At 41.2% G+C, this 14944-nt stretch carries 9 protein-coding genes; 2 read left to right on the forward strand and 7 right to left on the reverse strand.

The genetic code is table 11. The features are described from left to right. Window positions 1–143 precede the first annotated feature (143 nt). A complete protein-coding gene (locus AC5NT5_RS15845; RefSeq protein ID WP_494514300.1) occupies window positions 144–3722 on the reverse strand; it encodes an ABC transporter permease/M1 family aminopeptidase in 3579 nt (1192 codons plus the stop codon). A 9-nt stretch (window positions 3723–3731) separates the two neighbouring features. Next, a complete protein-coding gene (locus tag AC5NT5_RS15850) occupies window positions 3732–4613 on the reverse strand; it encodes an ABC transporter ATP-binding protein (RefSeq protein ID WP_494514301.1) in 882 nt (293 codons plus the stop codon). Between the two features lie 187 nt (window positions 4614–4800). On the opposite strand from AC5NT5_RS15850, the gene AC5NT5_RS15855 reads away from it, so the two are divergent. Further along, window positions 4801–5478, forward strand: coding sequence for a nitroreductase family protein (locus tag AC5NT5_RS15855; RefSeq protein WP_024594835.1), 678 nt, complete (start codon window positions 4801–4803; stop codon window positions 5476–5478). Here the strand turns inward: AC5NT5_RS15855 and AC5NT5_RS15860 are convergent. Further along, window positions 5471–5779 (reverse strand): ArsR/SmtB family transcription factor, encoded by a 309-nt coding sequence (locus AC5NT5_RS15860; RefSeq protein WP_024594836.1) that lies wholly within the window; start codon window positions 5777–5779, stop codon window positions 5471–5473. The two genes, AC5NT5_RS15855 and AC5NT5_RS15860, sit on opposite strands and share 8 nt — an antisense overlap. Before the next feature lie 300 nt (window positions 5780–6079). On the opposite strand from AC5NT5_RS15860, the gene AC5NT5_RS15865 reads away from it, so the two are divergent. Next, a complete protein-coding gene (locus AC5NT5_RS15865; RefSeq protein WP_494514302.1) occupies window positions 6080–6424 on the forward strand; it encodes a rhodanese-like domain-containing protein in 345 nt (114 codons plus the stop codon). 15 nt (window positions 6425–6439) lie between these two features. On the opposite strand, the gene AC5NT5_RS15870 is transcribed toward AC5NT5_RS15865, so the two are convergent. The 4 genes from AC5NT5_RS15870 to AC5NT5_RS15885 all read right to left on the reverse strand — a co-directional run bounded on the left by AC5NT5_RS15870 (window position 6440) and on the right by AC5NT5_RS15885 (window position 14797). Further along, complete coding sequence (locus AC5NT5_RS15870) at window positions 6440–6841, reverse strand: DUF1801 domain-containing protein (protein ID WP_193225507.1); 402 nt, start codon at window positions 6839–6841, stop codon at window positions 6440–6442. A gap of 36 nt (window positions 6842–6877) precedes the next feature. Then, on the reverse strand, window positions 6878–7423 hold the full coding sequence (locus AC5NT5_RS15875; RefSeq protein WP_154904064.1) for a PH domain-containing protein: 546 nt from the start codon (window positions 7421–7423) through the stop codon (window positions 6878–6880). Between the two features lie 176 nt (window positions 7424–7599). Then, a complete protein-coding gene (locus AC5NT5_RS15880) occupies window positions 7600–11901 on the reverse strand; it encodes an alpha-1,6-glucosidase domain-containing protein (RefSeq protein ID WP_494514303.1) in 4302 nt (1433 codons plus the stop codon). 22 nt (window positions 11902–11923) lie between these two features. After that, complete coding sequence (locus AC5NT5_RS15885; RefSeq protein WP_494514304.1) at window positions 11924–14797, reverse strand: TonB-dependent receptor; 2874 nt, start codon at window positions 14795–14797, stop codon at window positions 11924–11926. Window positions 14798–14944: the final 147 nt, after the last annotated feature.

Raw genomic sequence — 14944 nt, forward strand, 5'->3', positions numbered from 1 at the left:
AAGAGAACATAAAATATTAGCGTAAAAAGCTGTGGGGAATATGTAGAAACGCTATGAAGTTTTATACAGTTTATTACACATAAAGGCCGCATAAATGCGGCCTTTAAAGTAGTTAGTTTAAGTGCTTAGTAAATAAATAGATGTTAAAACTTAGCTAAGTTGTTTTTACTGTCTTTGTCGACCAGCTTAATGTAAGGATCAACCCCTGCAAATAATGGTTTTTCTTTTACTTTAAGCTCAATAGTATTGGTACCAGATACTATTTGATGCTTTTGCGAGTAAATAACAAAATCTTCAGCGAGTAAGTTTTCAGGGTCGTCGCTAAATAATGCAATATCAATTAGCTCATCGAGTGGCTGCTCAGTTTCTTCACCTTGGCCATCCGCACGCTGTTTAACTGCTTCTACGCTAAGTGTTACAGTATAAAACCCTTCGCTATCAACGCTATCTGTAACTGACGCATCTTTCATCTCAAGCTCATACAAGGTGATATATTTAAACTGATCGTCAATAAAATTTTGTTCTGCTTGCGTTGCGTCTTGTTTTAAATAGCTAAGTAAATCAAGCGTAGTTGGGTATGGTGTTGATTGGTACTGAAACTCGTTTAAAAATGCTTTGAGTGCTGCATTTAAGCGTACTTCACCTAAACGATCATAAATCGCCATCATCGCAACTGAGCCTTTATTGTAATGAAGGTATTGTTGAGCCTGCGTTTTATATAGTGGCATTTCTTCAAAGGCTTCGCCAGTACGGCCCATTAAGTATTTATCTAACTCGTACTTTAAGAATTTACGGAGCTTCTCGGCGCCAAAGCGTTTTTTTAGCACCATAAGCGCACTGTACTGGGAAAGTGTTTCAGAAATAACAGCACTGCCCTCTACATTAGCCCCCGATACTTGATGCCCCCACCATTGGTGCGCAACTTCATGTGCGGTTACATAGTAAGGTAGGTCAACTTTACTCTCATCTCTTAAGTCTGTAATAAACCCCATGCTTTCTGAGTAAGGGACTGTATTGGCAAAACTTTGTGCAAACGAGCGATACTTAGGAAATTCAATTATACGTAGCTGTTTGTGCTGATACGGCCCAAAAGCTTGTGTAAAGTAATCTATTGAGTCTTGTACCGATTCAATCATACGGTCAACATTCCATGCATGGTTTTTGTGGTAGTACACCTCAATATTTACACCGTTATGCTCAACCTTTTTACTTTCAAGCTCTGCCGAAAGCACCGCATAAAAGTTTAAAATAGGCGCATCCATTTCATAAACAAAGGTGCGGCGTCCATCTTTTACACTTTCACTTTGCAAATACCCTGGGGTAATCGCAAATTGCGACTCGTCGGTTGTTACCGTCGCCTTAAAGTTAATAAACCCATTAGCTGCACCAAAATTACTTTGTGTATAGTACCGACTGTCTTCTAGCTTATGGGCACGTTCAAGCTCAGGTAAATCATGCTTACGGCGTTCAAATTTATCAGATACCTGTAAACCACGGTTATAACCAAAACTAGGAAGGAGTTCCAAGTTATTAATAAACGTGCCATTGGCAACTAATTGTGTATCAGAGCCTTGATCAGTAAAGCCTGTATGATCGCGAGTAACCGACAGTTGCCCTTCTCTTACTTCGTTTGGCATAAGCGGCTGCTCAAACTCAAACCATGCTGAATAAAACGCTGGTAATTTTTCAACTATCTTACCGCCAGCCATGGCTACATCCCAACTTTTAGCGTGTTGAGGTGAGGTGATCAATACTCGCGTAATTGGCTCGTTAGAGGTATTGGTAAACTTAATTTTAGCCACGGCGTTTAAAGCGCGCCTTTTAGGATAAATATCAACAGTTAAGTCAACATCGGTCACCATAGGTAGTGCTAAGTCTTTGTATTGTGCAAACTGCTGCTCATAATTTATTTGCTTGTCTTGAAACTCATCGCTCGTAGTAAACTCATTCAAAACTCGCGTGTTGTTATAAATATTGTAGCCTGCACCAACAAACACTAATGCACTAACAACTGCAATCGCTTGCCCTTTTAACGACATATTATAACGAAGCATAGACAGGCGTGTGCGCAGCGTTTGTGAAGGACCACGATGCCACAACGCAAACCCAACAATCGCTAAAACAAGGCTTAACGCGCCCCAATATAATGTGTACCAATGCGCGCCTTGTAAAAAGTGCCCATAACCATTTATATCAGAATACGGTACACTACTGCTTTGCGAAAAATGATACATATGATGCTCAAACCCATAAGAGCCCATTACTTTTTGCGCTATGTAATACAAAATAAACAAACCCATTCCTACATATTTATTCGGGCTAATAATCTGTAAAAAGAAGGCGAGTACCGTCAGCATAATTAACGGTAAAATCGATAAATAAACAATCCTAAATAAATACTGTCCTAGCTCTAAATTAAACTGACCTTTAAATAACTGAACTGTAATTGTGAGTATCATTCCCACGAGGAACAACCCAGAAATAGCGGCGATTAAAGCCAGTATTTTTGACACCCAAAAAACACTGTTATGTACAGGAAAGCTGTCAACAATATCGCCCATGCCACTTTGTCGCTCTCGCCACACAAGCTCAGCACTATAAAAAGCGATAATAACAAACAAAAATAAACCGGAAATACCACTAATAACATTTACCATATTCTGAGTTAAAGGCCAGTTAGTAGTGCCATAAGCACCGATAGGCGCAAAAAGAGGGATCATAAGCGTTACAATGCTTACACCCGCTAAAATCATAAAAGGAGCACTAAATATAACTTGTTTAAGTTCGAATATACTGCGCATTATTAGCTGAGATTTAGTACTAACCCCCGCTGATTTATAATTTTTAGCACTATTGATAAGTGCAGCTTGTTTATTTTGTACAAAAGCAGAGACTTTAAATTGCTTCTTCTGTTTTTTAGTTACTATGCGATTGCTTAGCTTTCCAAGGCCAAAAAACATTGCAACACTGATTGCCACCCACAATATACGGTTAACTAAAAGGTCACCTGTGAGCGTTAGCACTTCTGTGTTTTTATCATTTACAGTCCAATAACGTGTTAAATCAATTAACGAACCAGAGCCAAATGGGTCGGCGTAAACAACAATATTTCTAAATGCTAAATCATCAAAGTAAACGCCGGCAATTTGATAGGCTATAAAAATCACAACAGCTGCTACATACACCGACATCATGGTTTTAAAATAGACCGCTACACTATTAAAAATAGCCGAAAGCACCAGTAAACTTGGCACTGCTAAATAAAGATAAGGCGCAGCGTAGTACATTAGCTTATTAGGACCAATCAATTCGCCATCGAGCCAGCCAACTAATAAACCAAATTGCGACCCTAAAAACACACCCAATGGCACGCTTAAAAACACAATAAGTACAACTAAGTAAGAACCAAAAAAACGCCCTGCTTGATAAGGCACAGGATTAACAGGCTTACTAAAAACCAGCTCATCCATTTTGCTTTCACTGTTGCGAATAGCAGAGCTGGCAACAAAGTTAACCACTAAAAACATAGCGAGTGTACAAAATGTAACGGTTAAAAGCATAATAGAGAAAGGCGAGTTCATATGAACATTCGCCCCACCTAACGGGAACTTACTACTAGAGCTTATAAAAAACGCCATAAAAAAGAAGATTAATGAGGTCACATAAAACGAAGGCTGGCGCACAAAGTAGCGCAGCTCAAACGCGAGCATATTAAAAAACATAACGCCTCCTTATGCTACTTGGCTGTTACGATGATTAAGCAACGTAGAAAAATACACATCTTCTAGGTTTGCACTGCTGAGCTCAAAACCTTCAGGGGCTTCATTGGCTAATACATGTAATATGGTTTGCCCTGCAAATAGGCGCTTAGAAATAACCGGTAATTGCGGCTCAAGTTCTTGCGCTTCTTCTTGGCTCATGGCTTTGCGCCAAATTTGTCCTTGGAGCTTATCGGTAAGGGCAATTGGGTTGCCCTCTAATAGTATTTTACCGCCTGCCAGCACCGCCATGTTTGGGCAAAGCTCTGCTACATCTTCAACAATATGGGTCGATAATATAACTACTTTTTGCTCGCCTAAGCTTACTAACAAGTTATGAAAACGGTTACGCTCTTCAGGATCTAGCCCCGCTGTTGGTTCATCAACGATTAGTAAGTCGGGGTCGCCAAGTAAGGCTTGTGCAATACCAAAACGCTGGCGCATACCGCCCGAAAAGCCACTGACCGCTTTTGAGCGATGTTGATATAAATTAGTGTGCGCAAGTAATCCTTCAACCGACTCTTTACGCTCTGCTTTATTATGAATTCCCTTTAAAACAGCCATATGGTCCAGTAAGTCGTAAGCACTAACACGCGGGTACACACCAAAATCTTGTGGTAAGTAACCTAAGCGTTGGCGCAGTGCCTGTGGGTCTTTAAATACATCAATGCCATCAAAAGTAATTGAACCTGAATCAGCCGACTGCAGCGTTGCAATGGTACGCATAAGCGATGATTTACCTGCGCCATTTGGCCCAAGTAATCCAAACATCCCTTTACCGATAGATAAATCAACACCTTGTAGTGCATGTACGCCGTTATCGTAGGTTTTAGACAACCCTGTTATTAATAGCATTTTTACTTCCTTGAATATGAGTAATTATTTTTATAATGTTTTATACCACAAGCAAAACAGGAACATAAGTTACTTGATGGTTAAATTTGTAACAACAAATAAACATATTTTAAACTCATAACACTTGCCTGTACTGTATTCACTCGGTATAAAAACCACATATACTTTTTATAAGAAGCGAAAAGCCATGCAAGATCACCAAAGCCAGCCGTTAAATGACTTTATAGAATATCCACATGAAGAAATGCTAAATCGTGCTAACGAGTTTTTACAAACCAGCCAACGCCGCCATAGCATTCGCAGCTTTAGCGATCGCCCAGTACCAAAAAATATTATTGAAGCATGTATAAAAGCAGCTGGCACAGCACCAAGTGGAGCGAATCATCAGCCTTGGCATTTTGTGGCTATAAACAGTAGCGATGTAAAAAAACAAATAAGAGAAGCCGCAGAAAAATTAGAGCGTTCTTTTTACGAAGGCAGAGCAGGTGAAGAATGGTTAGATGCGCTAAAACCGTTAGGTACCGACGCCAACAAACCTTATTTAGAGCATGCACCTTGGCTTATAGCTGTATTTAGTCAAAAAAAGGGCGGCGTAAGCACCGATGATAAAAATACGAATTATTATGTGCATGAGTCTGTTGGCTTAGCTACCGGCTTTTTAATTCAAGCTTTGCACCGCAGTGGTTTGGCAACCCTTACTCATACTCCAAAGCCAATGAGTTTTTTGACCGACATATGTAATCGCGATAAAGATAACGAACGCCCATACATGCTACTTATTACAGGCTACCCAAGTGATGATGCAACAATACCTGCTCATGCACTGGATAAAAAATCACTCGATGAAATAGCTACGTTTATTTAGTATTTTCTGCTCGGCAAAACCACTCATATAGCAAAGCAATGATCGACTCAACTTTTGGGTCGGTCAACGAGTAATAAATAGTGTGCCCTTCTCTGCGAGTAGCAACCATATCTGCCTTGCGTAAACTTGCTAAATGCTGAGATAACGCTGACTGTGCTAAAGGTACATTTTTATTTAGCTCACCTACACTTTGCTCACCTTGTAATAAACTACATAAAATCATTAAGCGATTTTTGTTAGCCATTAATTTTAAAAACTGTTCGGCTTGCTCTGCGTTGACAGCTAGTTGTTCAATATTCATTTTATTATTTCTCTTTTTGATACCTTTTTAAGTATAGACTTTTACATTAGTAAGTTCTAATATAATTAACATTAGGTTTTACTAATATTAAGATGGCCATGAAACTAGCGATGCCATTTTATTAATCGGCGGAAGTGCTGTAGCAGTATCCGCACTATTAAGTTACTTTATATAAAGTAACTTTATATAAAGTAACTTTCAGTTTTTAACGTTATTTATAAGTATTAACTCAATTCAACCTACTTATACCAAGTAGCACTCATTAATGTCTTTTTTAAGAAAAAGAGGATTTACAAACTAATGCTTACATCAATCCCTGATTTACTAAAAATTATCACACCTAACCAACGCCGTATTGACGCAGCGCAGGCGAAACTCGAACTTGAACAAAGTAAGGGTTTACTTATTGATGTACGAGAACCTGCAGAGCACGCGACAAAATCGGCTGCCGGCGCTATAAATATTCCGCGTGGATTACTCGAGATGAAACTGATGGAAATAGAAAAAGACGCAGCTCGCCCTATTTACGTGCACTGCGCAAGTGGTGCGCGCGCAACGTTGGGAGCAGAAGCGTTAACGCGTGTGGGTTATGAAAACGTAACCGTTATTACCTGTGACGCAAACCAAATATGTAGTGTGTTTTAAACATCAACTGAATACTTATAATGATGCGCCTAGTAAAGGTAGGCGTTTAACTTTGTGATAAGTCAGTGCTAATTTAATACACTCTTTAACTGGGTACTCTGGTAATGGCTTTTCACTATTAAATACAATTGCCCGGTTACCTTCAAAGGTGAGAGTGTGGGAATACAACTCTCTAAATGTGCTTACTAGCTTTGATTGGCAATGAAAAAACAAATAACACGAGGAGCCCTTAAAGCCTACGCGAATGGGGCTGCCATTTATTGTGTTATAACTTGGCTCTCCCCACTTTAAAGACTCTTCAACAGCTCCTAAGTTTTGCTCTTGTGCTACGGTATAAATTAACTCTCGTAATTTTATAAGCTTACTTTTTACTATCTCAGGATAATTATTAAATATATTTTCTATTTCCGTATTCATAAAAATATCCTTATAAGCATTACAAGTTCAAACAAGTTACTTTTGCTGTCTTTCATCAAGTAAAACAAGTAGCATCTGCTCAATATTTTTAACGCTATAAGTAAGTGCTCTCAGTAGCTCTTTTTCACTTTGCTCTGTTGCCTGCTGCGACGTTTTACCTTGATTAGCCAATACATCTTTTTGCTCAAGTATCGCCTCTCTAAACTCACTCGCATTAACCACACCAAGCAAAGACACTAAAGCACCATTTCCTGACTGCCCTGCTGTTTCAAAGCTTAAACGATATAATCCAAAAATTCGCATGAGCGGCCCTTGGCTTAAACCTACATCTGTTATTTTTTCAAGCGGAATAGATTTTTCTTCTTTAAATAATATGCCACGTTTAACTACCAATTTTTGTGGTAATAAGTCAGCCGACATAGCTGCGAGTATTCGTCCGCCCACCAGCCATACAATAAGTAAAATGATAGGTATAAGCGGTATAGTAACAAGAGCCAACATTGCAAATAGCGAGGCAGTAACCATCCAGTATTGTTTTACTTTAGGATCAAAATTAGCACTTTTTAAGGTTAAGTTACTCATTAGCTTTCTTTTGTATGGTTGGGGATTTATAAAAGTACGCCAATCTAATATTGAATGCAATTTAGTCCAAACATTTATAATTAGCATTCAAATATACTTTCACACACTTATGTACATACAAAAAAGCCGAGCATACAGGGCTATGCTCGGCTTAGGTCTGGGAAAATAAACTGCTACTACTTATTAATAAGTATGCTTACATTTTCTCTATCTGGGCCTATTACATTAAACGTGTAAGTACCTTGTTCGGTAATATTTAGTGCTATATTAGCACCTACGGCTTCAAGTGGTGTTAGTTCATCAATTGCCACTACCGGCGTATCGCCTGCTCCACCGTAATCAACGGTACTCCAATCTTCAGACGCTACTTTAAATTCGTAGTCACCTGCTTCTAACTCTATTGATGTAGAGTAAATTGCATCACCCTCGTACATCAGCGGGTTATCAGTACTCCAGTCATTTAAGCTGCCACGAATAAACACTGTCGTTTGTGCAAACATTTCAGCGTTGAGCACTTTTAGCGATACGTTATTTAAATCACTGGCGTCAAATATAAACTGGTATTCACCTTCTTCTGCAATGTCGATGGTCATATTCGCGCCCGCAACCGACAACTGCTCTGCAGTGCCAACCATAACACTGGCATCTCCCTCAGCCGATCCATAATCAACCGTGCTCCAATCTTCTGACGCTACTTTAAATTCATAGCTTGCAGCGCTCAGTGTTTTAGTAAAGGTGTAAATGCCTTTACCTTTATAACTTAGCTCATCGGTTACTCCCCAGTCATTAAGCGTACCGCGCACATAAATAGCAGTGCCTATAAATGGCTCTTCGTTGTATAAAGTAAGCGTTGGATTTTCAGGGTTTGAAGCATCAAGCGAAAATACATAGGTTGCATCAATGGCAGCGCTAAATGTCATGTTTGCACCTGATCGCGTTAATGGCTCGCTTTGGTTTTCAACTACATCTTTATCAGCGTCAGTAAGCGCACCAAAATCAACCGTAGACCAATCTTCAGAGGCAATTTTAAATTCGTAATCGCCAGCGCTCAGTGCAATTGCTATACGGTATTCACCATCGCCAATATATTCAAATGCATCGCGTGTGCCCCAGTCGTTTAAACTACCGCGCACAAACACAGCGGTGCTACCATAAGGTACTACATCAGGTGCCCCTACGGTTGCATTTGCACTTAAACCAGCACCTTGGCTCTCACCTTGGTTTTTAGTAAAAACAGCTAATGTGTAAGGCGGTACAGTAAATGTGCCTTCGTTATCGCCTGCGGCAAAATTGGCGCTAGCCATACTTGCATCAACGCTGTTTTTTAATACATTGTGTAATTCAAAATCCGCTGCGGTGGCAATAGTATGGCTAAGGGTTTGCTCGGTTGCGTTAATCACGACAACAAGCGCGTCAAATGCAGGGTCTAAGTCTGTTAGACCTTCGCCATCATCAATGCTCATTACAATTAAGCCATGTTGCTGCGCTTTACCTACGTTATGAAAACCCACTCGCTCAATAACATCTTGCTCTGTGGTTAATCTAAATAGTGGGCTGCTACTACGTATTTGTAAAAATTCATTAAATACATCATGTGCAAAGGTAATATCTTGTGGCTGTGCAGCCGCTTGGGTATTAGCAGAAATAGGCATAATTTCTTGCCATTTCACTTCGTTGTCTTGTGCGGGTGGCAAGCCAATATTCCAGTTATTGGTATCTTGGGTAAAATCAACAAAGTTAAACCAGTCGCCCGAGTCGTAGCTGTTACGATCCATCGATTTTGAACGTAGCAAGTCGGCGCCCATTTGCATAAATGGAATACCTTGGCTCATAAGAGGGAGTGCTAACGCCATATTATGAGCACGAACGCGCTGCTCAATACTCATGTTAGCGCTGTGTTTATATTGCAGCTGATCCCATAGTGTTTCGTTATCGTGTTTAGATACGTAATGAATGCTATCGGCAGGGTCTAGTGCATACGCCGTTGGCTGAGTATTCCAAGTAAAGCTATTACCCTTTGCTGAGTTACCTTTAAAGTCTTTTAAAATGTAGTTTTGTAAATTACCCGCAAGCGACAAACGTAAAGTATCTTGCTCTGCTAAATTGCCATCCGTTGAGCTATTACTAAATAATGCACCACTGCGAACGGCTTCACGAATACGGTCGTTAAAGGTACCTACTTCACTACCTGCCATATCGGCTTGTTTGGCTTGTACAAATAAGCGGTTACTTGCCACCTCACCAAAGTCCCAACCTTCGCCATAAAAGTAGTTATCTTCATCAACAGCTTGCACTGCATCACGTGCTGCAAGAATTGACGATTTTGGCATGTGCCCCATTACATCAAATCTAAAGCTGTCATAGCCAAATTCACGCGCCAAAATAACTAATGAATCACTAACAAACTTATCCATCATTACATGCTCTGTAGCTGTATTTTCACAACACGTTGAGCGCTCTATTTCACCGCTTACTTCGTTATAGCGATGGTAGTAACCCGGTACTAGCTTATCAAATACCGACTTGTCCCAAATACCCGACGATGTTGTATGGTTATAAACCACATCAAGCACTACGCGCAGACCAATAGATTGCAGTGATTGCACCATAGCGCGGGTTTCTTTAACGCGGGCAATGCCCTCTGGGCTTGAGGCGTACGAGCCTTCAGGCGCAATAAAGTAATGCGGATCGTAACCCCAGTTAAAGCTATCTAAGCTGCGCATAGCATTAGCAAGTGCTTGTGCGTCATCTGAGCCTGGTAAATAACCGCCCATTAAATCAATAATGGTGCTGTTTTTATCTTGGGTTTTACACGCATCGGCTTCATCATTAATTTGCTCACATAAATCACCTAGCGTATCGCTAATATCTACACGCTTACTGACGTCTTCATCTATGGTGCCAATATCAGTAATAGGTAATAAATGAAAGTGTGTTAAGCCATTTTGAGCCAAAGTTTGTAAGTGCTGCATAGGAGCACTATTTAGCTCAGTAAATGCAAGGTAATTACCACGGTTAGCCTCTGTTACGCTGTTATCGCGCGCACTAAAGTCACGTACATGGCCTTCGTAAATAATCGCATCTTCTGGGTTTTCTACAGTAGGAATAAGGCGTGTATCCCACCCTTCGGGTTTAGTGTCTTCATCGGCTAAATTAATCAACTGGCTGTATAAACCATTGGTAGATACATTTAGTGAGTAAGGATCCGTGCTCCAAAGCGACTCTATTTGCTGAGTCAGTGGGTGGTAAACATCAAAATTAAAGCGGTAGTAGTGGCGGTCGTATTGCATATCTAAACTTGCTTGCCAAATACCTGTCTGTGTATTTAATGTCATTGGCGTAGAGTGCACTTGTGTTTTTGCATCATCAAACACGTTTAGCATCATGTTATTAGCGGTGGGTGCCCACACAGTTACATCAATCGCGTTATTGCCATAGTTTACACCAAGCACAGCTTCATTAGCATCGTCTTCGCCTTGCGTATAAAGGGCATCGAGTGCTTTAGCGGTTTGCACATAGCTTGCTTCTAGCAGCGTGCCTTCACTATCGTAACCTGCAATAACAAGCTGCGATTTAATAAGCGTTTTGGCAGTGCTTGTATCCCAACTTCCTTCGTATGCGTTCCAGGTGGTTAAATGCGGTACTTTTGACGCTTGCTCATCAGTTATATTGCTTGATTGCAGCGTAATAGTATCGCCGTTTAAACCAGTATCAATATCCACTTCAAGCTCAGCCGTAGCTGATGAATGTAACTTAATCAGGCTTGTAAGCTCGTTACTTGGTTTATACAAAATAGTATTTAAATCAATCCAATGCGCTGAAGCACCTGTTATAGCAACTGCGCGTTCGCCTAAACTTAATATAGGGTATTCAAACACCGAAGGCTCGCCATGAATGGTAAAGTTCATACGTTGAAAGGTTTCATCGTCTTGCATCAGCGGCATGGTTAAATCCACATCACCAAACGCCTTACCTGACCCTTCTGTACCAATATGAATAATAAAATTGGCACATTCGTTATAACCCTCTTTAAGGTTAATTATCCAGTACGCACCGTAGTTTGGATCAATACCATCGTATTCATGGCCGTTAGCCCAATCACTGGTATCAAATGGTGGTGCATAAGCATCACACACATCGTTATTCCACGAATGTAATCGGTAGCCTTCGTAGTTATCATCGGCTAAGCGGTTATAAAATAAAACCGCCTCTCCCTCCCCTGCAAATACAACAGGGTCTGGCAGGGTTGGGTCGGCGCCAACCACGCAACTTTCGTTATTTTCATCAGGTACTGTAGGTGCAGGGCACGATATAGGTTCGGGATCGACACATTGTGACCCCGCTTCATTAGGGACTTGTGGCACATTACAGGTAAGTAATGGTTCACCAGATTCAACATCACCTGTTCCACCACACGCTGCTAATAGCATTAACGCTAACGTTATTAGCAAATATTTAGACATAGTTATAATTTTCATTTTTAAACGCTCCGTTTGCTAATTAATGACTGTATGTAAAACCAAGGTAGAACTGACGACCAAAGTACTGAGTCGTCCCTGTTCGTTGCTCTGAGCCAAAGTAACTTTGGGTTGGTTCATCGGTTAAGTTATTAACTTGCAAAAGCATTGTTAGCGAGTCGCTAAAGCGATAAGATGTTTGAAAGTCGACTACGGTTTCGGCATCAAAATTAACCACTTGCTCGTTAATGGCAACCTGCTCTGATACAAATTCATCGCGGTAACGCACATTAAGGCGGGTTTCAAAATCATCCATTGAGTAAAAAACCGTGGCATTAAACACGTTATTAGATAGCCCAGGTAAAGATTGCGCTAACGTGTCGCCCCCTAAACTGGTGATCGATTCAATTTCACTTTCGGTGTATGAATAACTTGCATTAGCACCTAAGCCATTAAATGGCTCAGGTAAAAAGGTAAACACTTGCGTATAAGCAAGCTCTAGCCCTCTAATGTAGCCACCTTCACCGTTATTAACTGCCGTGGTGTAAATACCGTTAGTTGTGGCAACTTGCTCGCCACTAACTGGGTCTTCTATCGAATCAGGTACGTTAAAGCCATTGCCTTTAAAGTCGAAGTTTTCGATTGATAAGGTTTCAACAAACGAGTCTATATTTTTATAAAATAACGCTGCTGCGATAGTGCCGTTACCTTCTTCAAAATAATATTCGTAAGATAAGTCGTATTGGTCGGCATAAAAGGGTTTTAAAAATGGGTTATTAGTACTTGAGCCATTAATAACACCATCATCGCTTACGTTTGCACTGGCATCGCCCGCTAAGCGGTTAATTGGCGCACGCGACATTACTTTAGCCGCAGCAAAGCGCACAAGTGAATTATCGTTAAGTTGCAGATTTAAATTTAATGATGGTAAGTAGTCGGTGTATTTAGTGCCTAATACATTAGGCGCGTATAAATCATTTACAATGCCGTTCTCATCAACAATATTTTGCGCACCTAAGCGAGCATCGCCTGCTACGTTTTCTAGTACCGTTGCTGATTGATCGGTTTCAACGCGGCGCACACCCACATTACCCGATAGGTCGAGCCCCCCTATTTGCGTGTTAATGTTTACCATAACGTACGCAGCTAGCACATCTTCAAACACCGAGCCGCTTTGTAGCACTGTCCACGAATAGTTAGTTGTGTAACCTTGCGCGTCGTCTACGCCATCGGCATTACCCCATGTTTGAACTGGCTCGGGCGTGCCATCTGGAAACCACGCATTGAGCGCTTTGTCTAAATCAATGGCTAAATACGATGGGAAATAACTAAACTCGCCCTGCCAGTCAACCACAGAGGCCATATCGTCGGTTAAACTCAAAGGCGGTTGCGTTGCTGAAAACGCCCCGTCGTTACCGTACTCAAATACCGATCGTTTTCGGCTGTACTCTCTATCTGAGTAGCGCGCACCAAACTCTACTGAGCTAAATATGTCGCTTTCTAGCTCATATTTAAAATCGAGCTTAAATGCCGTTACTTCATCTTCTGTTTGATCTGGGTAAATACCATATTTGCTGACCATTACACGGTCTATATCGCTAAAGGCGGCCGCCTGATTAAACCCAACGTCAGGTAAATTTAAGCCGTTTAATTGATAGTTAATTGCTACGTTGTTATCAAATACTGGCGTTTCTGCATTGGCATCTTCTGCTACTAAGCTCCACAGTAAGCCATTTCTAAAATTACTTTTTGCGCGAGAGAGCGACACATCGGCATTTACGCTTAATCTATCGGTTACCTGCCAATCGGCATTAACGCCAAAACTATCTACTTCGTCAAAGTCTTGGTTGTCGTCGTTAACTATTTCAACGCGGGTATAGCTTTGCGAAGTACGGTTAACCGCTGTGCCTATTACGGCATTACCGTCGAGCTGAGCGTTTGCATATGCAGCTGTTGGCCCGCCTAATTTAACCCTCAGGCCACGGGCAAACGACTCTTTATCAAAGCGCGATAAAAACGCATCACCTTTTAATTTAAAGTTATCTGCCGGTGCCCACTCTATGGCTGCTAAATAGCCATTACGGGTTTCTTCGCCACCTAAATGCTGTAGCTCAAAGCCTTCGCTAATGTATTCGTTTTCTGGGTTAGCTAAAGGGCCATTGGTGTCGTTAGCTGCGCCATCTACGTCTTTTGTGTCGTTGTAAGCAAGGCCAATAAACTGCGTTGCTACACTTGGCTGAAACAAGCGCGCATAACCCAGCGCCACGCCCAATGTGTCGTCTAGGTATTTTCCTTGATACGAAAAACTAATTCGGTCGCCAAATTCAGTGGCATCCGATACCTCTGAGGCGCGGTCGTTATACATACCGCGCACATTAGCTACAAATTTATGTGTTTGGTCGTTATTGAGTGGGCTGGCGGTTTCAAGCTCTACCGTACCGGCCACGCCGCCTTCAATAAGCGATGCCTTTGGCGATTTGTATACCGCCGCAGAGCTAATTAATTCTGACGGATATTGGTCAAACTCAATACTGCGGCTGCCACTTGTAGATACTTGCTCGCGGCCATTAAGTGTTGAAAATACAAACCCGCCCGACAGCCCGCGTATATTAATTTGCGCCGCTTGGCCGCCCGTTCTTACTGCTGAAATGCCTGGTAATCGTGTAAGCGCATCGGCCATTGAAATATCAGGCAATGCCCCTAAATCATCGGCAGAAATTTGTTCTGACACCGTATCGCTAAAACGCTTTTGATTTAAAGATTGGATTAAACTGCGACTAAAGCCTCGCACTTCAATAATTTCTAAATCTTCAGCTTGTGTGCTGGGTGATTGATTTGTTGAGCCTTCGTTTGCAGCCAATGCACTATTTGCGGCAAATAAAGCCAGCATAAGTGCACTTAGTTTAAACTTGTCCATGTGTGTGAACCTTTGAGTTATTGTTGTCAGGTGTTGCTGTGTTGTTCAAAACACAACCAACAAATTGTAACTAAAAGGTAAAATTAATGTGATGAATACGTATGCAGGGCATGAGAGTTAGGCTGCAGGTGTATGCGCGTACATACA

This window comes from Pseudoalteromonas sp. J2K-J599 (assembly GCF_059295115.2).